At 74.7% G+C, this 21,881-nt stretch carries 23 protein-coding genes; 8 read left to right on the forward strand and 15 right to left on the reverse strand.

Annotated features, from left to right (window positions below; genetic code table 11):
- The first annotated feature begins 31 nt into the window (after positions 1-31).
- Genes ACPC54_RS05110 through ACPC54_RS05130 form a run of 5 tightly spaced genes read left to right on the forward strand, consistent with a single transcriptional unit; the run spans position 32 to position 3,713 of the window.
- Positions 32-1,039 (forward strand): ABC transporter ATP-binding protein, encoded by a 1,008-nt coding sequence (locus ACPC54_RS05110; protein WP_498961308.1) that lies wholly within the window; start codon positions 32-34, stop codon positions 1,037-1,039.
- Entirely contained in the window at positions 1,023-1,919 is an 897-nt protein-coding gene (locus ACPC54_RS05115) for an ABC transporter permease (RefSeq protein WP_498961310.1), read from the forward strand. Before ACPC54_RS05110 ends, ACPC54_RS05115 begins: the two co-directional genes overlap by 17 nt.
- An 11-nt stretch (positions 1,920-1,930) precedes the next feature.
- A complete protein-coding gene (locus ACPC54_RS05120) occupies positions 1,931-2,848 on the forward strand; it encodes an ABC transporter ATP-binding protein (protein WP_498961313.1) in 918 nt (305 codons plus the stop codon).
- A complete protein-coding gene (locus ACPC54_RS05125; RefSeq protein ID WP_498961315.1) occupies positions 2,845-3,000 on the forward strand; it encodes a hypothetical protein in 156 nt (51 codons plus the stop codon). The genes ACPC54_RS05120 and ACPC54_RS05125 overlap by 4 nt, the downstream gene beginning before the upstream one ends.
- On the forward strand, positions 2,997-3,713 hold the full coding sequence (locus ACPC54_RS05130; protein WP_498961317.1) for an ABC transporter permease: 717 nt from the start codon (positions 2,997-2,999) through the stop codon (positions 3,711-3,713). Before ACPC54_RS05125 ends, ACPC54_RS05130 begins: the two co-directional genes overlap by 4 nt.
- 16 nt (positions 3,714-3,729) lie before the next feature.
- Here ACPC54_RS05130 and ACPC54_RS05135 read toward each other — a convergent pair whose 3' ends face one another.
- From ACPC54_RS05135 to ACPC54_RS05190, 12 genes are all read right to left on the reverse strand, one after another.
- Positions 3,730-4,983 carry a CynX/NimT family MFS transporter gene (locus ACPC54_RS05135; protein ID WP_498961319.1) on the reverse strand — a complete coding sequence of 418 codons (1,254 nt, stop codon included), beginning with the start codon at positions 4,981-4,983 and terminating at the stop codon, positions 3,730-3,732.
- Positions 4,984-5,047: 64 nt separating this feature from the next.
- Positions 5,048-5,776, reverse strand: a complete 729-nt coding sequence (locus ACPC54_RS05140; RefSeq protein ID WP_498961321.1) for a FadR/GntR family transcriptional regulator — start codon at positions 5,774-5,776, stop codon at positions 5,048-5,050.
- A gap of 136 nt (positions 5,777-5,912) precedes the next feature.
- A complete protein-coding gene (locus ACPC54_RS05145; protein WP_498961323.1) occupies positions 5,913-6,419 on the reverse strand; it encodes a nuclear transport factor 2 family protein in 507 nt (168 codons plus the stop codon).
- A gap of 137 nt (positions 6,420-6,556) precedes the next feature.
- Positions 6,557-7,417, reverse strand: coding sequence for an HAD family hydrolase (locus ACPC54_RS05150; RefSeq protein WP_498961325.1), 861 nt, complete (start codon positions 7,415-7,417; stop codon positions 6,557-6,559).
- A gap of 69 nt (positions 7,418-7,486) precedes the next feature.
- Positions 7,487-8,761 (reverse strand): serine--tRNA ligase, encoded by a 1,275-nt coding sequence (serS, locus tag ACPC54_RS05155; RefSeq protein ID WP_498961327.1) that lies wholly within the window; start codon positions 8,759-8,761, stop codon positions 7,487-7,489.
- A gap of 507 nt (positions 8,762-9,268) precedes the next feature.
- Positions 9,269-10,204 carry a prephenate dehydratase gene (pheA, locus tag ACPC54_RS05160; protein WP_498961328.1) on the reverse strand — a complete coding sequence of 312 codons (936 nt, stop codon included), beginning with the start codon at positions 10,202-10,204 and terminating at the stop codon, positions 9,269-9,271.
- A gap of 121 nt (positions 10,205-10,325) precedes the next feature.
- Positions 10,326-11,588, reverse strand: coding sequence for an iron uptake transporter deferrochelatase/peroxidase subunit (gene efeB, locus ACPC54_RS05165; protein ID WP_498961330.1), 1,263 nt, complete (start codon positions 11,586-11,588; stop codon positions 10,326-10,328).
- A gap of 4 nt (positions 11,589-11,592) precedes the next feature.
- On the reverse strand, positions 11,593-13,632 hold the full coding sequence (locus ACPC54_RS05170) for a copper resistance CopC/CopD family protein (protein WP_498961332.1): 2,040 nt from the start codon (positions 13,630-13,632) through the stop codon (positions 11,593-11,595).
- 13 nt (positions 13,633-13,645) lie between these two features.
- The gene (locus ACPC54_RS05175) at positions 13,646-14,161 is read right to left on the reverse strand and encodes a copper chaperone PCu(A)C (RefSeq protein WP_498961334.1); all 516 of its coding nucleotides are present in this window, start codon (positions 14,159-14,161) and stop codon (positions 13,646-13,648) included.
- Positions 14,158-14,844 carry an SCO family protein gene (locus ACPC54_RS05180; RefSeq protein ID WP_498961336.1) on the reverse strand — a complete coding sequence of 229 codons (687 nt, stop codon included), beginning with the start codon at positions 14,842-14,844 and terminating at the stop codon, positions 14,158-14,160. The genes ACPC54_RS05175 and ACPC54_RS05180 overlap by 4 nt, the downstream gene beginning before the upstream one ends.
- 80 nt (positions 14,845-14,924) lie before the next feature.
- The gene (locus ACPC54_RS05185) at positions 14,925-15,680 is read right to left on the reverse strand and encodes a YcnI family copper-binding membrane protein (protein WP_498961338.1); all 756 of its coding nucleotides are present in this window, start codon (positions 15,678-15,680) and stop codon (positions 14,925-14,927) included.
- Between the two features lie 175 nt (positions 15,681-15,855).
- Complete coding sequence (locus ACPC54_RS05190) at positions 15,856-16,677, reverse strand: hypothetical protein (protein ID WP_498961340.1); 822 nt, start codon at positions 16,675-16,677, stop codon at positions 15,856-15,858.
- A gap of 229 nt (positions 16,678-16,906) precedes the next feature.
- On the opposite strand from ACPC54_RS05190, the gene ACPC54_RS05195 reads away from it, so the two are divergent.
- Positions 16,907-17,548 carry an ATP-binding protein gene (locus ACPC54_RS05195; protein WP_498961342.1) on the forward strand — a complete coding sequence of 214 codons (642 nt, stop codon included), beginning with the start codon at positions 16,907-16,909 and terminating at the stop codon, positions 17,546-17,548.
- A 15-nt stretch (positions 17,549-17,563) separates the two neighbouring features.
- On the opposite strand, the gene ACPC54_RS05200 is transcribed toward ACPC54_RS05195, so the two are convergent.
- Positions 17,564-18,346, reverse strand: a complete 783-nt coding sequence (locus tag ACPC54_RS05200; RefSeq protein WP_498961344.1) for an LPXTG cell wall anchor domain-containing protein — start codon at positions 18,344-18,346, stop codon at positions 17,564-17,566.
- Between the two features lie 101 nt (positions 18,347-18,447).
- Positions 18,448-19,383, reverse strand: a complete 936-nt coding sequence (locus ACPC54_RS05205) for an LAETG motif-containing sortase-dependent surface protein (protein ID WP_498961346.1) — start codon at positions 19,381-19,383, stop codon at positions 18,448-18,450.
- Positions 19,384-19,565: 182 nt separating this feature from the next.
- On the opposite strand from ACPC54_RS05205, the gene ACPC54_RS05210 reads away from it, so the two are divergent.
- Positions 19,566-19,796, forward strand: a complete 231-nt coding sequence (locus ACPC54_RS05210; RefSeq protein ID WP_498961348.1) for a hypothetical protein — start codon at positions 19,566-19,568, stop codon at positions 19,794-19,796.
- A 26-nt stretch (positions 19,797-19,822) separates the two neighbouring features.
- The gene (locus ACPC54_RS05215; protein ID WP_498961350.1) at positions 19,823-21,133 is read left to right on the forward strand and encodes an amidase; all 1,311 of its coding nucleotides are present in this window, start codon (positions 19,823-19,825) and stop codon (positions 21,131-21,133) included.
- Positions 21,134-21,141: 8 nt separating this feature from the next.
- Here the strand turns inward: ACPC54_RS05215 and ACPC54_RS05220 are convergent, their stop codons facing one another.
- Complete coding sequence (locus ACPC54_RS05220) at positions 21,142-21,783, reverse strand: TetR/AcrR family transcriptional regulator (RefSeq protein ID WP_498961352.1); 642 nt, start codon at positions 21,781-21,783, stop codon at positions 21,142-21,144.
- Between the last annotated feature and the right edge of the window lie 98 nt (positions 21,784-21,881).

Here is a 21,881-nt window from a genome sequence, read left to right on the forward strand (position 1 = left end):
GGGGCACTAGCGGGCCTCGTCTTTCCAGCTCATGCCCCCTGCGGCGCACGGCCGTTACGTTGAGGGCGTGTCCACAGCTGTCATCAAGACCGATGGCCTCACCAAGAGGTACCCCCGGGTCACCGCCCTCGACGCGCTCACCGTCGAGGTGAGGCCCGGGGTGGTCGGGCTGGTCGGGGCCAACGGGGCCGGCAAGTCAACCCTGATCAAGATCCTGCTCGGGCTCGCCCCGGCGACGTCCGGCCGCGGCGAGGTGCTGGGCCTGGACGTCGCCACCCAGGGGCCGGAGATCCGCGAGCAGGTCGGCTACATGCCCGAGCACGACTGCCTGCCGCCGGACGTATCCGCCACCGAGTTCGTGGTGCACATGGCCCGGATGTCCGGCCTGCCCGCCACCGCCGCCCGCGAGCGCACCGCCGACACCCTGCGGCACGTCGGCCTGTACGAGGAGCGGTACCGGCCGATGGGCGGGTACTCGACCGGCATGAAGCAGCGGGTCAAGCTCGCCCAGGCGCTGGTGCACGACCCGAAGCTGGTGCTGCTGGACGAGCCGACCAACGGCCTCGACCCGGCCGGCCGGGACGAGATGCTGGCGCTGATCCGCCGCGTGCACAGCGACTTCGGCATCTCGGTGCTGGTCACCACCCACCTGCTCGGCGAGCTGGAGCGCACCTGCGACCACCTGGTCGTCATCGACGGCGGCAGGCTGCTGCGCTCCTCCTCCACCGCCTCGTTCACCGAGGCGACGGCCGTCCTCGCCGTCGAGGTCACCGACCACCCGGAGGACCACACCCTCGCCCCGGGCGAGGAGGTCCGCGGCCGGCTCGCCGCCGCCGGCCTGTCCGTCCAGGCGGAGGGCTCGCACCTGCTGCTGGTCCGGCTGGCCGGCGAGGGCACCTACGACACCATCCGCGACACCGTCGCCGAACTCGGCCTCGGCCTGGTCAGGTTGGAGCAGCGCCGGCACCGGGTCGCCGAACTCTTCACCGACGCACAGGACTTCAGCAGGGGAGGTACGGACGATGTCGCTGCCTCCTGAGGCCCGGCCCGCCGACACCGGCGTCATCCACGACATCGGTTACCGCGGCTACCGGGGCCCCCGCCTCGGCCGCGGCTACGCCACCCGCGCGCTCTTCACCCAGAGCCTGCGCGCCGCGTACGGCCTCGGCCGCTCCGGCAAGTCCAAGGTGCTGCCGATGCTGGTGCTCGGCGCGGTCACGCTGCCCGCCGTGATCGTGGTGGCGCTCGCGCTCGCCGCGCAGTTCTCCGACCTGGGGGTCGGCTACGCGGGCTTCCTCTCCAAGGTCAGCATGCTGGTCTGGATCTTCCTGGCCGCGCAGGCGCCGGTACTGCTCTCCCGGGACCTGCGCCACCACACCGTGCCGCTGTACTTCTCCCGCCCGATCACCCGCACCGACTACGTGCGGGCCAAGTTCGCCGCCATGTTCTGCGCCCAGTTCCTGCTGATGGCCGTCCCATTGGTGGTGCTGTACGCGGGCGCGCTGCTCGGCGGGATGGACTTCGCGGACAACACCGAGCAGGCCCTCTACGGGCTGGTCGCGGCCGTGCTGTACGCGCTGGTGCCGACCTCGGTCGCGCTGGCGATCGCCGGATCCACGCCGCGCCGGGGCTTCGGGGTGGCCGCCATCATGGGCTACCTGACGGTCAGCGCGGTGGTGGCCACGGTCGCGGTCGGCATCACCCGGGGCACCGACTCCGCCGACGCCGCGCAGTGGGCGGCGCTGATCTCGCCGGACGGCCTGGTGGAGAGCCTGGTCAACGAACTGTTCGACCTCGGCGGTGGCCTCGACCGCCAGCACGCGCCGGGCGGTGTCGGAGTGGCGGTGTTCGCGCTCGTCGCGGTGGTCCTGGTGGTCGGCTCGTACCGGCTGCTGCTGCGCCGCTACAAGAGGATCTGAGAGAGGGCGGCATGGCCACCATCACCATCGACGCGGTCTCCCGCTGGTTCGGGAACGTGGTCGCGGTCAACGACGTCACCATGGCGATCGGCCCGGGCATCACCGGCCTGCTCGGCCCCAACGGCGCGGGCAAGTCGACGCTCATCCACATGATGAGCGGCTTCCTCGCCCCCTCCGGCGGCTCGGTCACCCTGGACGGCGCCCCGATCTGGCGCAACCAGCAGGTGTACCGGCAGATCGGCCTCGTCCCGGAACGCGAGGCGATGTACGACCACCTGACCGGCTGGGAGTTCGTGCTCGCCAACGCCGAACTGCACGGCCTCACCCACCCGGGCGCCGCCGCCCGCAAGGCCCTCGACCTGGTCGAGATGGCCGAGGCCAAGGACCGCCGCACCGGCACCTACTCCAAGGGCATGAAGCAGCGGGTCAAGATGGCCTCCGCGCTCGTCCACGACCCGGCCGTACTGCTGCTGGACGAGCCCTTCAACGGCATGGACCCCCGCCAGCGGCTGCACCTGATGGACCTGCTGCGCCGCTTCGGCGCGGACGGCCGGACGGTGCTGTTCTCCTCGCACATCCTGGAGGAGGTCGAGCAGCTCGCCCGGCACATCGAGGTCGTGGTCGCCGGCCGGCACGCCGCCTCCGGCGACTTCCGCCGGATCCGCCGGCTGATGACCGACCGGCCGCACCGCTACCTGGTCCGCTCCAGCGACGACCGCCGGCTCGCCGCCGCGCTCATCGCGGACGGCTCCACCACGGGCATCGAGGTGGACGAGCGGGAGCGCGCGCTGCGCGTCCAGGCGGTGAACTTCCAGGCCTTCACCACCCTGCTGCCCAGGGTCGCCCGGGAGGCCGGCATCCGGCTGTACACCGTCTCCCCGGCGGACGAGTCGCTGGAGAGCGTCTTCTCCTACCTGGTCTCCGCATGACCCGCCCGATCCGCGCCGACCGCACCGCCGACTCCGGCCGCGCTGACCGCACCGCCGACTCCGGCCGCACCGGCCGCACCGCCGACTCCGGCCGCACCGGCCGCACCGCCGACTCCGACCACTGGACCCGGGAAGGGGCCGACCGACCATGAACCCGACCGTCGCCAGGCTGACCGTGCGCGGCCTGCTGGGCCGCCGCCGCGGCCTGCTGCTGCTGGTGGTCCCCGCGCTGCTGCTGGCGGTCTCCGCCATCGCCGCCGCCGCGCACGGCGACGAGCAGAGCCTGACCGTCAAGATCCTCGGCGACCTCGACCTCGGCACCCTGGTGCCGATCCTCGGGCTGGTGGTCGGCACCGGGGTGATCGCCACGGAGATCGACGACGGCTCGATCGTCTACCTGCTCGCCAAGCCGCTGCCGCGCTGGCGGATCATCACCACCAAGCTGGTCGTCGCGATCGGCACGACCTGGGCGTTCGCCGCCGTCCCGACCCTGTTCGCCGGCCTGCTGCTGTACGGCACCAAGGACGGCCTGGCGCTCGGCTACACCGTGGCGGTACTGGTCGCCGGGGCCGCGTACAGCGCGCTGTTCCTGCTGCTCGGCGTGATCACCCGGCACGCGGTGGTGGCTGGGCTGGGGTACGCGCTGGTCTGGGAGGCGCTGGTCGGCAACTACGTCGACGGCGCCCGGACGCTGAGCATCCAGCAGTGGGGACGGGCGGTGGCCGAGTCGGTCGCCGGGGAGTCGGTGATCGGCTCCGCCGTCTCGCTCGGCACGGCCGTCCCGCTGCTGCTGATCGTCACCGTCGCCTCGACGGTGCTGGCCTCGGTCAAGCTGGCCGGGCTGACCCTCTCCACGGAGGAGTAGCCCCCCGGCCCGACGCTCAGAGCGTCCGGTTGCGCCCCGCGCCCCAGCCCGCCACGGCGACCACCGCGGACAGCACCAGCATCACCAGGAGGGTGGCCGACCAGCCGCCGGTGAGCTGGTGCAGCGCACCGGCGCCGACCGGGCCCGCCGCCGCGACCACGTAGCCGATCGCCTGCGACATCCCGCCCAGCTGGGCGGCGCCGGCCGCGCTGCCGGTCCGCAGCACGATGAACGCCAGGCCCAGGCCCAGCGAACCGCCCTGCGCGATGCCGAGGACGGCCGCGGCCACCCAGGCGCCGGAGACCGGCGCGGCCAGCAGCAGGGCGATGCCGATCCCGTTCAGCGCGGCCATCGACACCGCCAGGCCGCGCTGGCGGGTCATCCGGCCGGCCATCAGCGGCACCAGGAAGGCGCCGACGCCCTGCAGCAGGTTGGAGAAGGCGAAGACCAGGCCGGCCTTGCCGCGCTCCATGCCGTGGTCGGCCAGGATGGTCGGCATCCAGGCGACCACGATGTACACCAGCAGCGACGAGATCCCCATGAACAGGCTGATCTGCCAGGCCATCGGGGTCTTCCACAGCCCCTCGATCGCCCGGCCGGGCCGCGCCGCGGCGGGGGCGGCCGCGCCGGCCGCCGCCGCCCGCTCCTGCCGGGAGCGCAGCACCTGCGGCAGCCAGGCCACCGCCGCGACCAGCGCGAGCAGCGACCAGGCGCTGAGCGAGGCCCGCCAGCCGCCGCCGAGCGCGTGCTCCAGCGGGACGGACATGGCGGCGGCGAAGGTCGCGCCGATCAGCATGGTGGTGCTGTAGACGCCGGTCATGGTGGCCGCGCGGTCCGGGAACTCCCGCTTGACCAGGCCGGGCATCGACACGTTCAGCACCGCGATGGCCACCCCGATCACCATGCAGCCGAAGTACAGCGCGTACACCGAGGGCAGCACCCGCAGCAGCACGCCCGCGCCCAGCAGCAGCACCGCGCCCAGCACCACCCGCTCGGCGCCGAACCGGCGGGTCAGCCGGGGGGTGAGCGGCGCGCCGACGCCCTGGAACAGCACCGGCACCGTGGTGATCAGCCCGCTCGCGGTGGCGGACAGGCCGAAGGTGCGCTGGATCTCGGCGACCATCGGCGAGATGGCGGCCAGGCAGGCGCGCATGTTCAGGGCGACCAGCAGGATGCCGGCCAGCAGCAGGGCCGGGTGGGCCAGCCGGGAACGGACGGGCAGCCGGACGGGAGCGGGGACGACCGGCTGCTGGGCACGGGTGACGGCCATGGGTGTGCTGTTCTTTCCGAGATCAAGGGGAGGGCGGGCGGGGAGGCGGGAGGCTCGCGCCGTCCTACTTCCGGGCCGCGATGGCCGCGAGCAGCTGCTCGACGGCCGCGGTGGGCTCGGCGAGCAGCGCGCGACACGCCGTCTCGGCCCGGTCCGGGTCGCCGCTCTCGATCGCGTCGACCAGGGCCTCGTGGGTGGCCACGACCGCCTCGGGCATCTCGTGGTCGCCGAACGCGGCGGTCATCGACTCGCGCACGGAGGCGCCGAAGTAGCGGTACACCTCGGTCAGCGCCGGGTTGTGCGCGGCCTCGACGACGGCGGTGTGGAACTCCAGGTCGTGCTCGACGGTGGCCTCGCGGCCGGCCCGCTCCGGGTGCTTCGCGAAGACCTCGGCCTCGCGGGCCAGCGCGGCCCGCATCCGCCGGATGTCCTCGGGGGTGTGCCGCAGCGCGGCCAGCCGGGCGCCCTCGGCCTCCAGCGCCGCGCGGACCTCCAGCACGTCCCGGATGCCGGAGCGCTGGACGCCGCGCAGCACGGCGGCCGGGTCGCTGGTGGAGCGGACGAACGTCCCCTCGCCCTGCCGGGAGACCAGCATGCCGGCGTGCACCAGCACCCGGATCGCCTCCCGCACGGTGTTCCGGCCGACCTGCAGCCGCTCGGCGAGCTCGTGCTCGGTCGGGATCTGCGACCCGACCGGCCAGGTCCCGTCGACCACCTGCGCGCGCAGTTGGTCGATCGCGGTGTCGACCAGGGAGCGCCGCCCGGCCGCCTGCAGGTTGTTCTCGCCGCTCATGCCGGGCCTCCCTTCGTACACCACTCGTCGGTCATCGGTCATCCTACAACTGCTTGCCCGGTCATCCTACAACTGGCCCCCGGGGTGTCGCCCGCCCTCCCTCGGGCCACCCCCCGGCGGTTCAGGGCCCCGAGGATCAGCCGAAGATCGCGGTCGGGTTCCCGGTGAACCAGGTGTTGTCGATGCGCATCCGCCGGATCACCCAGCGGTCGCCGTCGCGGACCAGCTCCACGGCGTAGGGGTTCTTCAGCAGCGCGTGGGTGGCCGGGTCGGCGACGAGCAGGTGCTGCGCCTCCACCAGGGCGGTGAGGCGGGCGGTGTCGCCGTCCACGGTGATCCGCGGGTTGGTGACCTGGTGGGTGGTGTCGACCCGGCCGGCGAACATCGCCAGGATGGTGTCGACGATGAAGTCCCGCCCGGTCATCAGCGGCGGCTCGGCGCCCCACTTGGCGGCGGCGGGGCGGAAGTCCAGCTCGGCGTCGGCGGCGAAGGCCGAGGCGAACAGCTCCTTGTCCTTCAGGTCCTGCCCGAGGCCGAAGCGGTAGAGCGCGTCGGTGATCTCCGCGCGGTCGCGCAGTTCCGCGACGACGGCGGCGGTGTCCTCGGCGGGGGCGGTCAGGGCACGGTCGCGGGTGACGTACATGGGGCTCTCCTCCACGGGTGGATCGGCGGTCTGTCGGCACCACCGATCCTGCTGCATACCGCAGGGGGGTATCAATGCACTTCTGCTCCACGATCGTGGAGCCCCGCTCAACGATCGGCGGCGCGGCGCCCTGCGCCCTACCGCGTCGGGTACAGCCGCTCCAGGACGACCGCGACGCCGTCCTCGTCGTTGCTCGCGGTGACCTCGTCCGCGACGGCCAGCAGCTCCTCGTGCGCGTTGGCCATGGCGACGCCGTGCGCGGCCCAGCCGAACATCGGGACGTCGTTGGGCATGTCGCCGAAGGCGATGGTGTCGGCGCCCCGCACGCCCAGCCGGCGGGCGGCCACGGCGAGTCCGGTGGCCTTGGACAGGCCGAGCGGCAGCAGCTCCACCACGCCCGCGCCGGCCATCACCACGCCGACCAGGCCGCCGGCCGCGCTGCGGGCGGCCTCGGCGAGGGCGTCGTCGGTGAGGCCCGGGTGCTGGATGTAGAGCTTGCTGACCGGGGAGGCGAGCAGTTCGCCGCGCTCGACCCGGACGACCGGCAGGTCCGAGCCGATCAGCAGCTCGTACCCGGGCCCGGCCAGCACCTGCCCGTCCAGGCCGTCCTGGTTGGAGGCGACGGCGAGCGCCCCGGTCTCGGCCTCGATCTTCTCGATCGCGAGCGCGGCGAGCCGGCGGTCCAGGGTGAGCGAGGTGAGCAGCTTGTGCGCGCCGGCGTCGTAGACCTGGGCGCCCTGGCCGCAGACCGCTATCCCGGTGTAGCCGATCTCGTCGAACACCGGCCGGGCCCAGACGGCGGAGCGGCCGGTGACGACGATGTGCAGCGCGCCCGCGGCGGTGGCCGCGGCCAGGGCGGCGCGGGTGCGCTCGGAGACGGTCTCGGCACTGGTGAGCAGCGTGCCGTCGAGGTCGGTGGCGACCAGCCGGTAGGGCAGGTCGCCACCGACCTCGATCGCGTCGTCCGGGGAGACGGGGCTGGGGCTGGCGGTGCTCATGGGCCGTACGTCTCCCGGGAGTTGCGGGTCATGCGGGTGGTGCGGGTCTGGCTGACGGCACGGGCGCGGTCACTTGACCGGTTCGAGGACGGTCCGCCCGCCGAGGAACGGCCGCAGCGCCTCGGGCACGACGACCGAGCCGTCCGCCTGCTGGTGGTTCTCCAGGATCGCCACGATGGTGCGCGGGATGGCGACCAGAGTGCCGTTCAGGGTGGCGAGCGGGCGGGTCTTGCCCTCCTCGCGCATCCGGATCGACAGCCGGCGGGCCTGGTACTCGGTGGTGTTGGAGGTCGAGGTGACCTCGCGGTATTTGCCCTGGGTGGGGATCCACGCCTCGATGTCGAACTTGCGCGCGGCCGAGGCGCCGAGGTCGCCGGAGGCGACGTCGATCACCCGGTAGGGCAGCTCCAGGGCGTTGAGGAAGTCCTTCTCCCACTGGAGCAGCCGGCGGTGCTCGTTCTCCGCGTCCTCGGGAGTGGTGTAGACGAACATCTCCACCTTCTCGAACTGGTGGACGCGGATGATGCCGCGGGTGTCCTTGCCGTAGGTGCCGGCCTCGCGGCGGAAGCAGGACGAGTAGCCGGCGTAGCGCAGCGGCAGCTTCTCGGCGTCGATGATCTCGTCCATGTGGTACGCCGCGAGCGGCACCTCGCTGGTGCCGACCAGGTACCGGTCGTCCTCGGCGAGGTGGTAGACGTTCTCGGCGGCCTGGCCGAGGAACCCGGTGCCGTCCATGGCGGCCGGGCGGACCAGGGTCGGGGTGATCATCGGGACGAAGCCGGCCGCGGTGGCCTGGGCGATCGCCATGTTGACGAGGCCGAGCTCCAGCAGCGCGCCGACGCCGGTCAGGTAGTAGGAGCGGGCGCCGGCGACCTTGGCGCCGCGCTCGGTGTCGATCGCGCCGAGGATCTGCCCCAGCTCGACGTGGTCGCGGGGCTCGAAGCCCTCGGCGGCGAAGTCGCGCGGGGTGCCGATCTCCTCCAGCGTGACGAAGTCCTCCTCGCCGCCGACCGGGGCGGCCGGGTCGATGAGGTTCGCCAGCGAGCGGAGCAGGCGGTCGGCCTCCTCCTTGGCGGCGCCCTGTTCGGCGTCGGCGGCCTTGACCTCGGCGGCCAGGTCCTTGGTGCGCTGCAGCAGGGCGGCCTTCTCGTCGCCCTTGGCCTGGGCGACCTGCTTGCCGAGCACCCGCTGCTCGTTGCGCAGTTCGTCGAAGCGACTGCCCGAGGACCGGCGCCGCTCGTCGGCGGAGAGGAGGGCGTCGACGATGTCGACGTCCTCGCCACGGACGCGCTGCGAGGCGCGCACTCGGTCAGGGTCCTCACGGAGCAGGCGAAGGTCAATCACAGGGCCTAGCGTACCGGGCGGCCGCTTCTCCACCGGTACCGGTTTTCCCCTGGGGATAACTCGGCCCCGCCTGTGGATAACCCCTGTGGGGAAACCGGTGGATCCGGGTTATCCACAGGGCGGCGGCCGGGACTGTGGATCGAAGGGGAAGATCACCCTCCGCCAGGCCGAACCAGGGAATTGAGGTTTCAAACCCCAATGGACCTACTCGAGCGAGGGAATTGAAGCACTCGCACGGGTGATTTGCAGGCAACCGAGTGACTCTGGTCCGATAAGTCATATCTGAGACGCAAACCGATGGTCCGACCGGTTCTGGGTAATGGCTATACCGGTTTGTCGACTCATCCCCAGGCCTGTGGATAACTTCCGGCTGTGGACAGTGGACGGCCCTGTGGACAGCGGGCCCCGGGTCCGGCGGGCCCTGTGGACGACGGTGCGGTCACCCGCCCGCCCCGATCGAGGCGATCGAAAACAGTCGGAAAAGGCCGGAAAGACGCCAGGTGTCGATCAGGCGTCCGCGCGCCCGTCCAGGCAGCGGGAGAGCCAGTCCGAGGCCGCGGTGAAATCCGGGTCCGAGGTCCCGGGCCGCCGGCTGGTCGACGGCTGCCGGTCGGCGCGCGGATAGGAGCCGAGGAAGCGCACCTGCGGGCAGATCCGCTTGAGGCCCATCATCGCCTCGCCCACCCGCCGCTCGGACAGGTGCCCCTCGCAGTCGATCAGGAAGCAGTAGTTGCCCAGGCCCTCGCCGGTCGGCCGGGACTCGATCCGCATCAGGTTGACCCCGCGCACCGCGAACTCCTGGAGCAGCTCCAGCAGCGCGCCCGGGTGGTCGTCAGGCAGCCAGACCACCATCGAGGTCTTGTCCGCGCCGGTCGCCGAGGAGATCCGCCCCGGGCGGCCGACCAGGACGAACCGGGTGGTCGCGCTCCGCGCGTCCGCGATGTCCTTGACCAGCGGGTCCAGCCCGTAGATCGGCGCCGCGAACTCGCCCGCGAACGCCGCGTCGTAGCGCCCCTCGGCGACCAGCCGGGCGCCGTCCGCGTTGGAGGCCGCCGACTCCCAGACCGCGTCCGGCAGGTTGGCCGCCAGCCAGCGGCGCACCTGCGGCTGGGCCACCGGGTGGCTGGTCACCGTCTTGATCCCGGCCAGCTCGGTGCCCGGGCGCACCAGCAGCGCGAAGGTGATCGGCAGCAGCACCTCGCGGTAGATCATCAGCGGTGCGCCGGAGGCGAGTTCGTCGTTGGTCGCGGTGACCGCGCCCTCGACGGAGTTCTCGATCGGCACGAACGCCCCGGACGCCTCCCCGCCGCGCACCGCCTCCAGCGCCAGCGCCACCGAGGACAGCGGCACCAGCTCCCGGGTCGCCGCCTCGGGCAGGGTGTGCAGCGCCGCCTCGGTGAAGGTGCCGGCCGGGCCGAGATAGGTGTAGCGGGTGGCCGACATGACGCCTCCGGTGGCAGCAGGGAAGACAGGTGCGGGACGGTGCCCGCGCAGTCACCCTAACGATTCCGCGCGCGGGCCAGAGCGGTGTCCCAACGGACGGGACAGCCGCCGGACGACTGTGCTAGTCCCCGATGAGCTGCTGCCCCAGGTACCCGCCCGCCGGCGCCCCCGGCAGCACCGCGTACAGCCCGCTCGCCTCGTGCCGCAGGAAGCGGGAGAGCCCGTCGCCCCGGGACAGCTTGCGCTGCACCGGGGTGAAGCCGCGGCGCGGATCGGCCTGGAAGGCGAGGAAGAGCAGCCCGGCGTCCGGCGAGCCGTCCGCCGCCGGCCCGTCGTGGTACGAGAACCCGCGCCGCAGCATCGCCGCACCGCCGTTGGCGGCCGGGGCGGCGACCCGGATGTGCGCGTCGGCGGGGATCGCCAGCGCCCCGTCCGAACCCTGCGCCGCGAGGTCCACCGGGGTGTGCTCGCCGGCGCCGGCGGGCGCGCCGAGCGGGGCGCCGTCCGCCTTGCGCCGTCCGATCACCCGCTCCTGCCGGTCCACCGGCAGCGCCTCCCAGTGGTCCAGCAGCATCCGGATCCGGCGGAACACCAGGTACGAGCCGCCGGCCAGCCAGTTTGGCTGGTCGCCCCCGGCGGTGCAGAACACCTTGGCGGCGAAGCCGTCCTCGCCCGGCTTGGGGTTGTTGGTGCCGTCGATCTGGCCCATCAGGTTGCGGCCGGTCATCGGCCGCGCGGTGGCGCCCGGGGTGCGGGCGAAGCCGGCCGACTGCCAGCGCAGCGACGCCGTCCCGGCCGCCAGCCGCTCCAGCACCCGCAGCGCGTGCACCGCGACCAGGGCGTCGTCGGCGCCGATCTGCACGAACAGGTCGCCGTCGCTGCGGGCCGCGTCCAGCGCGTCGCCGGGGAAGGCGGGCAGCGGGTCGAGCGCCGCCGGGCGGCGGTCGGCCAGCCCGGCCTTGTCGAACAGCGGGGTGCCGACGCCGAGGGTGAGGGTGAGCGAGCAGGGCCCGGCGTCGAGCGCGACCTGGTTGTCGAACTCCTCGGCCGGCTCTCCGGCGGTCAGCCGCTCGGCCGCCCGGGACCAGCGCTGGAACAGGGTGCGCAGCCCGTCCTTGCCGACGCCGTCGACCAGGTCGAAGGCGGCCAGCTGGACCCTGGCCTGCTGCGGCTCCAGGATCCCGGCCTGGTGTTCCCCGTGGAACGGCACCCGGGCCGCGCCGAGGACGCCGCCCGCCGGCTCGTCCTCGCCGCCGGTACCGGCGTAGGCGACCGCCACGCCCGCGCCGGCGCCGGCCAGCAGCCCGGCGCCGGCGGTGCCGAGCAGCGCCCGCCGGGTGAAGCCGGCCCGCCCGATGGCGGTGCCGGTGGTGTCCTCGTCCATCGCGTCAGCCGATCTTGAACTGCTGGGTGGGGGTGGTCTGGTCGATGTCGGAGGAGCGGACCTGCACCGAGACGACCCAGGTGCCGGCCAGCGGCAGCTGCGTGGTGCCCGTCCAGCGTCCGGTGCCGGCCGCGGTGAGCGTGACCGGCAGCGGGCCGAGGTCGCGGTCCGGCAGGGTGAAGGCCAGCTGCACCTCGGGCACCTCCACCGGCTGCCCGTCCGCGCCGTCCAGCGCGAGCTTCACCTCGTTGGAGCCGGTCCGGGCCGGGTTCAGGCTGACGGTCGCGGTGCCCTTGGCGTTCGGGGTGCGGCCCTTGGTGTCGTACGGGAGCTTCAGCTCCACCGTGCGGCCCGGCTCGGTCTGCGGGGCGCCGCCCGCAGCGTTCGGGCTGGCCGGCGGAGCCGCGGCCCCGGCCGCCTCGATCTCGCCCGCCACCCGCCCGGGCGGGGAGTTGGTGAGCATCGTGGTGACCGCCAGCACCGCCACCGCGACCAGCGCCTCCACCAGCACCGAGCGGCGCAGCCCGGCCCGGGTCGGGGTCAGCCCGCGCTCGCGCCCGGCGCTCTCCCGGGCGGCCCGCTGCCGGGCCAGCTGCGCCTGCCGGGCCGGGTCCTCGCCGTGCGCGGCGACCGCGACCGGCTCGGGCAGCTCGGCCCGCTCGGCCTCGACCGGCCGGACCTCGGCCGCCTCGTCGGGGGCCGAGCGCAGCCGGGACAGCCAGGAGCGGGAGATCCAGGCGACGCCGAGCATGGCCGCCACGCAGCCGGTCTTCACCAGCAGCAGCCGCCCGTACTCGGTGCCGGTCAGCGCGCCCCAGCTGCCCAGGCCGCGCCAGGACTGGTAGACGCCGGTGACGACCAGCACGGCGACCGCGCCGAAGGCGATCTTCGAGAAGCGGTCCACCACCTCGGCCCCGACGCCCTCGCGCAGCGCGACCAGCAGCGCGGCCAGGCCGCCCAGCCAGAGCGCCATCGCGATCAGGTGCAGCATGCCGAACGGCAGCGCCAGCGCGACCTGGATGCCCACCGAGGCGTGGTCGGCGCCGACCCAGGTCGCCGAGAGGGCGACGGCCAGCACCGCCCCGGCGACGCCGAGGCCGAGCCGGGCCTCGCGCTGCGGCCGCTCGGCGGCCCGCCGCTCCAGCTCGCGCAGCTCCGCCGCCTCGGCGTCCTCGTCCGCGGGCTCCGCCGTGTCCTCGGCGTCGGCCGGGTCCTGAGCAGGTGCCGGCCGGGGCGGCTGCCCCAACTGGCCGACCAGCAGCGACAGGAACACCCCGCTCGCGGCGAGCAGCAGCAGCCGGGCGGCCAGCGCGGTGCCGATCCGCTCGTCCAGGGTGGCGCGCACCAGCGACAGGTCGAAGGCCTTGCCGACCCCCGAGCCGCGCTCGTACGGGCCGCGCAGCAGCAGCACCGCGACGGTGGAGACCAGCAGCGCCGTCCAGCCGGTCATCAGCAGCCGCTGCACCGGCCGCCGGGCCGTCCCGCCCGGCCAGCAGATCAGCACGAAGGCGGCCACCCCGGCCAGCAGCGCGAACGCCGCGTACGCGACGGTGCGGCCGGTGCCGTACAGCGCGGCGACCAGGCCGTCCGCGTCGGCGCCCTGCAGGGCGGTGGCGGAGACCGAGGTGTCCGAGGGCGCGCCGATGGAGAAGGTGAACGCCCCGCCGACCGGGTGCGAGTCCGCCGAGACGGCCCGCCAGGCGACGGTGTACGTGCCGTTGGCGAGCCCGGTGTTCAGCCCGACCCGGGCGGTGTTGCCCCGGCCGTCCGCGTGCGCGGGGTTGCCGGCGTCGACGGCCTTCCCGGCCGGGTCGAGCACCCGGACGGAGTCGCCCGACAGCGAGACCTCCTCGCTGAAGGTCAGCGTGACGGCCTGCGGGGCGGCGGCGACCACCGAGTTCTGCTTCGGGTCGGTGGATTCCAGGGTGGCGTGCGCGGCGGCGGGGCCGGCCCCGGCGAGCATCAGCGCGAGCAGCGCGCCGAGCACCCCGAGCAGTCCGGTCAGGCGGCGGTGGGCGATCCGGCGGCGGGCGGCCTTCTCCATGCTGGCGGGTCCTCTAACTCTGGCCGGGGCGGTAGGTGAGTTCCTTCACCGGCACCTTGACCGCGATGGTGCCGGACTTGGCGAAGGTCAGGTCGAGTTCCACCTCGTCGCCGAGGGCGGGGGCCTTCTGCCAGCCCATGATCATCAGGTGGGTGCCGCCGCGGGCGAGCTGCAGCGCGCCGTGCGCGGGCACGTCCAGGCTCTGCACCTGCTCCATGCTGGACGCGGTCGAGCGGTGCATGGTGACCGACTCCGCGCCCGGGCTGCTCACCTTGACCAGTTGGTCCGGCCCGCCGTCGTTGCGGACGGTCAGGTAGCCGGCGCCCATCCCGCCGGTCGGGGGCAGCGGGATGTAGGAGTCGGCGACGCTCAGCTTCGCCGGCCCCGCGTCGCCCGCGGCGGCGCCCCCGCCGCCCTCGCCGCCGGAGCCGCAGGCGGCCAGGATGGCGCCGCCGCCCAGGACCGTCGCCAGCACCGCGCCGGTGAGCGCCGCCCGCCGGAACCGCCGGGTGCCCGTCGCCGCCGTCATGCCTTGACCCCCTGGGCGATCAGCGGCAGGTCGTGCTCGTAGGTCTTCTCCTCGGTGCCGCTCATGTAGAGCACGTGCGCCTTGTCGTCCGAGGGGAGGAAGGCCAGCACCTGCGCGCCGTGGGTGGAGGTGACGGTGCCGTCCGCGTTGACCACCGGGTCCTCAATCATGATGCCGAGCGACTTGGCGGCGGCCTTCACCTTCGCCAGGTCACCGGTCAGGCCTATGAAGTCGCTGCCCATCGAGTCCAGCCAGGTGCGCAGCACCTTGGGGGTGTCGCGCTGCGGGTCGGTGGAGACGAAGACGACGTCGATCTTCTTGCGCTCCTCGGCGGGGAGCGCCTTCATCGCCAGGCCGATGTCGGCCATGGTGGTCGGGCAGACGTCCGGGCAGCTGGTGTAGCCGAAGAACAGCAGCGTGCTGCGGCCGTTGGTCTTCTGCCGCAGGTCGAAGGGCTGGCCGGAGGTGTCGGTCAGCTGGAGGTCGGGCTTGTCGAAGTTCTTGGCGAGCTTGGTGCCCTGGTACGGGGTGTCCTCCTTCTGCTGGGTGACCTTGGCGGCGGACCGGCCGTCGCCGGAGGACCCGCAGGCGGAGAGGGTCAGGGCGGCGGCCAGCGCGAGGGCGGCGGCGCCGGCCAGCCGGGCGGTGCGGGCGGTGCCGTTCGGGCGGGTGGTGCGGGGCATGCGAGATCCGATCGTGCGCGATGGACCGCCGGCGGGGCCGCGCCCGGTTCACGGGTGCGGCGGCCCCGCCGGCGTGCGGGTCAGGAGGCGGCGCCGCCGCTCTTGCGGCGCAGGCCGGCGATGCCGACCCCGGTGCCGATCACACCGACCACGATGCCGACGACGCCGAGCACCCGGGCGGTGGAGTCGCTGGACTTCTTGTCGCCGTCCGAGGCCTCGGCGTGGTCCGAGCTGTCGCCGTGGGCGCCCGCGGCCGGGGAGGCGGTGACGCCGTGGCCGTCCTCGCCGGCGGCGGCCTTGGTGAGCTTCAGGACGGGCGCCGGGTGGGCCGGCTCGGGCTGGCCGTCCTTGGCCTCGTCGATCCAGCGGACGACGTCGCCGTTGTCGTAGGTCTGCAGCGCCTTGAACACCATGCTGTCGGCGTCGGTCGGCAGCGGGCCGAGCGAGACCCGGAACTCCTGGAACTGGCCGGGGGCGATCTTGGTGCCCGCGTCGGCGGTCCAGATGATCTTGGAGGCGGCCTCGTTGACGTCGCTGCCGTGCACCTTGATCGGCTTGTCCAGCTTCGACTTCTCGACGGCGGCGGTCCAACCCGGCAGCGGCATCGTCCGGACGGAGGCCAGCGGGTGGTCCAGCGGCAGGTTGACCTCCACCTTCACGGTGCCGGCGGCGTCGTTCTCGTTCGGCACCCGGAAGTCGACGGCCGTGTAGCCGCCCTGCACGGCCTTGCCCGGGTTCACGGTGACGTGCGCGAACGCCGGGCCGGCCAGCGCCACCACGGAGGCGGCGGCGGTCAGGGCGACGGCGGCGAGACGGCGGGAGGAAGAGGAACGCATGATGCGGGGTCTCCGATCGGAGCTCTACGGCGGCCGGGCCTCGGCGGGGCCGCGCGTGGGGACGAGTGGGGGGTCGAACCTCGGGCCGTCCCCGTACTTCGTACTTCCACGGGACGGCCGGCACACCGCGCACGAGCCGGCCCCGGGCCACCTCACGGCCCCGGGAAACACCGGATCAGTACGCGAACACCCCGAGCGGCGGACCGCGCCGCACCACGCTGTGCCGCAGCACCGCGCCACCCGGCAGCGCGGACTCCCCGCCCCGGGCCCCGAACCGGCGGGCCGGACCGGCCACGCCGAACAGGCCGCGCAGCAGCGCGACCACCAGCGCCAGTGCCGAACGCAGCGGCGCCGCCCAGTGCTCCCGGGCCGCCGACGCGGCCACCCGCACCAGCCGCCACAGCGCCGCCTCGCCGCGCCGCAGCCACCAGCCCGCCACCAGCGCGGCCGCCAGGTGCCCGGCCAGCATCGACGGCGTCATGCCCAGCACCCCGCCCTGCCACCACGGCGCGGCGGCGAAGGCGTGCGGATCCAGACCGGCCGAGGTCACCAGCTGCTCGGCGGACGGACCGCCCGGCAGACCGGCCAGCGTGCCGGGATGGGCCTCGTTGCAGATCAGCCGGCCGGCCACGCCCTGCACCGTCAGCGCACCGTGGTGCATGCCGGACATGGCGGAACCGCCGCCGAGACCGTGGAGCCCGTGGAACAGGCAGTGCAGGCCGAGCTGCCCGGCGCCCAGCGCCCCGGCGATGGCCGGCAGCGAACGCTCCCGCCCGCCCAGCGCCACCGCGAGCAGCAGCACCGCGGCGAACCCCGTCGCCAGCGCCACCGGCGGCACGTTCCCGCCGCCCACCAGGGCGTGCCCGGCGGCCGCGATCAGCGTGCACACCAGCGCGAACGGCACCGCCCGGGCAAGCCGCAGGTCCCAGGCGGCGGCCCCCACCGGCTGGGCCGGGGCAGGGGCGCCCGGGAACGGGGCGGCGGCGGGGGCAGTCATGGCCGGGCCATCATCTCATCGCGTACCCCGCCGCCACGGGCAGGGTGGGAAATCCCTACGAATGCCCCGTTCGGCCGCGGCGTGGAGGGGGACGAATGCGCCCTTCGGCACAGTCCCCGTTCCCAGTCCATCCGCCGAACGGGCGGTAGCGCCCCCACCACACGGTTCACCGCATCATCACCCGGAGATACAGAGTTGTATGTGGAGCCGCAGCCAGGAGGGACCTCCCGTGGACATCCGGTGGACTCTGCACCTCAAGCGCGACCCGGCCAGCGTCCCGCTGGCCCGCCGCATCCTGCTCGGCGCCATGGCGACGGCCGGCGTCGACCCGCAGATCGCCCACGACCTCGGCGTCGCCCTCAGCGAGGCCTGCGCCAACGCCGTCGAACACGGCGCCTGCGGACGCCCCGACGACGGCTTCCAGGTCACCGCCGCGATCAGCGGCGACCGCCTCCGGATCGAGGTCACCGACTCCGGCCCCGGCCTCCCGGCCGCCGCCGCCCCGGCCGCCCCGCTCGTCCGCCGCCCCGCGGCCGCCGCGCCCGGCCGCCCCCCTCGCGCGGCGGCCCACCGCCCCCGCCGCGGCCGCGCCACCGTCCCGGCCCGCGTCCTCACCGCCCACCGCCCCCGCCGTGACGGTCACCCGTACGACACCCACGTCCTCCCGCACCGCCCCACCGCCCCCACCCTCCGCCCCGTCGACCTCGACACCCTCCCCGACCTCACCGCCGAATCGGGCCGCGGCCTCTTCCTGATCCACGCCCTCACCGACCACGTCCAGCTCCGCAACCACCCCCTCCGCGGCGCCATCGTCAGCTTCGACAAGATCCTCAAGTGGCAGGACGGCGCGCTGCTGCGGGCCGCGTCCTGACTTCCCGCTCCCCGGTCAGTCGTGGGTCGAGCGGCGGCGGGTGGCGAGGAGGAGGGCGGTGCCGAGCAGGAGGGTGGCGGTGCCGGCGAGGGCGAGGGGGCGGGAGGCGGTGCCGGCGCCGGTGTCGGCGAGGCGGCTGGGGCCCGGGTGGGTGGGGGTGGACGCCGGGGCCGGGGTGCGGGTGGCGCCGGTGAGGGTGCCGGTGTAGCTGCCGGTGAGCTGGGGGCAGGTGTACTTCTTCGCCGGGGCGGAGCCGCTCGGGAGGAGCTCGGACTTCGCGGTGACGGTGAGGCGGTGGCCGCCGGGCGCGGTGGTCCGCAGCCGGAGGGTGAGCTTGTGGCCCTGGGCGAGCTGGTAGTGGCCGGCGTCGACGGGGGCGCCGGAGAGGGTGAGCGGTTTCCAGTCGCCGCCGGGCGCGCGGAGCTCGACGGCGAGGGCGCTGCCGCCGTCCGCGAGGGCCAGGGTGGTGGTCAGTTCGTGGATCGCCGCGGTGCTGACGTTGTCGAAGGTGACGGTGAGTTCCCCCGCCGTCCCGCTGCTCCCGGTGACGGGCATGGGGGAGGCCATCGGCCCCTCGGGGCAGTCCGCCGGCCAGGGCGAGCCGGGGGCGGTCGGCGCGGCCGACGGGGTGTCCGCGGGGGTGGCGCCCGCCGTGGGGGCGGCGGGCGCGGTCGCGGTGGCGGACGGCGTCGCGGTGGGCGAGGCGTCGTCGGCGAGGGCGGGGGCCGCGCCGAGGGCAGCCGTGCCGGCCGTGAGCACGAGGACGGCGCAGGCGGCGGGCAGGCGGGGGGAACGCATCGGCGGGCTCCAGCGGTCGGTCGGGGTACACGTCTCCGGTTGCCAGACAACCGAGGGGTGCGAACGGTTGTCCGCCCCCCTCGGGTTCATCCGTGGAACGGTCAGCTGTGCGCGCCGGCCTTGCGGCGGCGGAGCACGAACAGCGTGCCGGCGCCCGCGGCGAGGACGGCCGCGCCGCCGAGGGCGAGCGGCAGGGTGCTGGAGCCGGCACCGGTCTCGGCCAGGTGCGGGCCGGCGGACGGCGAGGCGGAGACCGTGGCGGGGGCGGCGGCCGGGGTCGTCGCGGCACCGGCCTCGGCGACCTGGAACCGGCCCTCGTAGTCGTCGAGGAACTGCGTGCAGGCCTGCGCCTTGTCGTTGGCCGGGGTGGGGACCTTCTCGTTGTCGAAGGCGTCCGAGCCCGCTTCGTAGTTCGCGCCGTAGCGACCGGTCGGGGCCTTGGCGGTGGCGGCGATCCGGACCTTGTAGGTGATCTTCTCGCCCTTGGCCAGCTTGAACTCGGGCGCCCGGAAAGCCCGGTCGTCGAGCTTCACGGGCTTCCAGCCGGAGCCGGTGTCCAGCTGGACGTCGAAGAACTCGGCGTTCCAGTCGACCGGGCGCGGGGCGTCGAACTCGTCGGTGACGTAGAGGCCGTTGTGGACGACGGGCAGGTCGACGCCGCTCTTGTTCTCCCAGGTCAGGGTGATCTCGGCCGCCGGGCCGCCCTTGACCAGGGTGGTGCCGTACAGGCCGGTGCCGGTGACCTTGAGCAGGTTGCTCTGGTAGACGCCGCCGTGGCAGCGGTTGTCCGGCCCGCTGGTGGGGGCCGGGATCGGCCGGTTCGTGGCGGTGCCGGTCGGTGCCGGGGTGCCGGGAGCGGTCGCGGTGGCACTCGGGGTCGCGGGGGCCGGGGCGGTCGCGGTGCCGGTGGGGGGCGGGGTGGCGGGGAGGGTCGGGGTGGCGGGGATCCCGACCGCGCTCGCGGTGGTGGCGCCCATCGTGGTGCCGAGGGCGAGGGCGACCAGCGCGGACGCGGCCGTGAGGCGGGAAGAGCGCACGGGAGAAGACTCCGGATTCGGGTGGATTGCGGCTGATGTGGGGCGACTTGGCGGTCGGCGGAGAGTGCCGGGACCGGTCGCGCCCGCGCACTGTACCGGCCCGCGGCGGCGGCCCTCCGGCGGGGTGCGGCCACGGGCCGTCCCGGTTGCCGGGGGTGGTGGGCGGCCGGACGATGGGGGGCATGAGGCACCAGATGCGAGCGGAGTTCGGGGCCGAGGGGGTGTCGGGCGGTGTGCGGCTGTGGCACATGGTCCGGGGCGACGACAGCGTGGCGATGTGCGGTCGGGAGCTGGCCGTGGACGGGCCGGTCCGGGAGGCGGTGGACTGGGGGCGGACCCCGGAGCTGTGCTGCCACACCTGCGGGGCGTACTTCCTGCGCGAGCAGCCGTACCTGGCGGCCGAGCATCCGTAGGCGGGGCCGGGGCCACCGTGGTCGGCATGGAGGAACCCCTCGTCCGGCCGCGCCCGTTGGGCCGTGAGGCGGCCGGGCTGCGGGCCGGGCGGACCGGCCTGGCCGGGTACGTGGACCGGTTCTGCGCGCGGGTCGAGCGGGTCGACCCGCTGATCCACGCGTTCGTGCCGGAGCCGGGGCGGCACGGGCGGCTGCGTGCGCAGGCCCGGGAGTTGTCGGCGCGGTACCCGGAGCCGGCCGGGCGGCCGCCGCTGTACGGGGTGGTGGTGGGGGTCAAGGACATCGTGCACGTGGACGGGCTGCCGACGCACGCCGGGTCGGCGCTGCCGCCGGGCGTGCTGGCCGGGCCGCAGGCCGTGGTGGTGGACCGGCTGCGGGCGGCGGGGGCGCTGGTCGGGGGCAAGACGGTGACGGCGGAGTTCGCCGCGAGCGCCCCCGGGCCGACCCGCAATCCGCACCACCCCGGGCACACCCCGGGCGGGTCCAGCAGCGGGTCGGCGGCGGCGGTCGCGGCGGGGCTGGTGCCGTTGGCGGTGGGCACCCAGACGGTGGGCTCGGTGGTCCGGCCGGCGGCGTACTGCGGGGTGGTGGGCTTCCGGCCGACGTACGGGCGGATCCCGGTCGCGGGGGTGGTGCCGAACGCGCCGAGCCTCGACACCCTGGGCGTGTTCACCGCCGACGTGGCGGGCGCGGCGCTGGCCGCCGGGCTGCTCTGCGACGGCTGGCTGGCGGACTCCGGGCCGGCGCCCGAACCGGTGCTGGGCGTGCCGGACGGGCCGTACCTGGAGCGGGCCGAGCCGGCGGCGCTGCGGGCCTTCGAGGAGTGGGTGGCGCGGCTGGCGGCGGCCGGGCTCGCGGTGCGCCGGGTGCCGCTGTTCCCCGATCTCGCGGAGATCGCCCGGCAGTTGCGGACGGTCAACCGCTTCGAGCTGGCCCGCGCCCACGCCGACTGGTTCGCCCGGTTCGGCGGCCTGTACCGGCCGGAGACGGCGGCGGGCATCCGGGTCGGCCAGGGGGTCGCGGCGGAGGACCGGGCGGCCGCGCTGGCGGCCCGGGAGCGGCTGGGCCGGCGGGTGGCGGCGGCGACGGCCGCGGCCGGGGTGGACGTGTGGCTGGCGCCGTCCGCGACCGGTGGGGCGCCGGAGGGCCTGCACAGCACCGGCGACGCGGTGATGTCGCTGCCGTGGAGCTTCCTCGGCCTGCCCGCGCTGAGCCTGCCGGCCGGGCGGACGGCGGCCGGGCTGCCGCTGGGTCTGCAACTGGTCGGCGCGGCGGGCGGCGACGAGCGCCTGCTGGCCCAAGCGGCGCTTCTCGAAAGGGTGTTGACCGGCTCCTAGGACGGGCCCTAGGCCAGCGCCGGGTCGGCCGGGTCGGTGGCGTCGGCGCGCAGCAGGCGCAGCAGGACGCGGCCGGCCCGCTGGTACGGGGTGTCCTCCTCGTTCAGCACGGCCTGGGAGTTGGCCGTTTCGAGGAGGGCGACCAGGGCGAAGGCGAGGTCGCCGAGGTCGGTGTCGGGGCGCAGGGCGCCGGCCGTGCGGGCCTCGGCGAGGGTGTCCTCGACGATCCGGTGCCAGGTGCGGGCGCTGTCGGCGAGGGCGTCGCGGACGGCGCCGGGGCGGGCGTCGAACTCGGCGGTGACCTCGAAGAAGAAGCAGCCGCCGGGGAACACCCGGGCCCGCGAGTAGGCGAGCCAGCCCTCGCACAGGGCGCGGGTCTTGGCGAGGCCGGGCGGGGTGTCGGCGACGGGGACGAGGACGGCGTCGGTGAAGATCCGGCGGGCGGCCCGGATGGTGGCGAGCTGCAGCTCCTCCTTGGAACCGAAGCCGGCGAAGACGCCGCTCTTGCTGAGCCCGAGGTCGGTGGCGAGGCGGCCGATGGAGAGCGCCTCCAGGCCTTCGACGGAGGCGATCTCGACGGCGCGGCGCAGCACGGCCCGGCGGGTCTCCTCGCCGCGCAGGAGCCGTCTGTCGGTGGTCGGTCCGGCCATGGTCCGCCCCGTCCCTTCTCGCTGTGGGTGCCCGCCCAGGGTAGTGCGTGGGCGGAGCCGTCCGGCCGGGATCCATCCAGAAGAATGAACGAACGATC

The organism is Kitasatospora sp. NPDC094028 (genome assembly GCF_049543595.1).
GTDB lineage: Bacteria > Actinomycetota > Actinomycetes > Streptomycetales > Streptomycetaceae > Kitasatospora.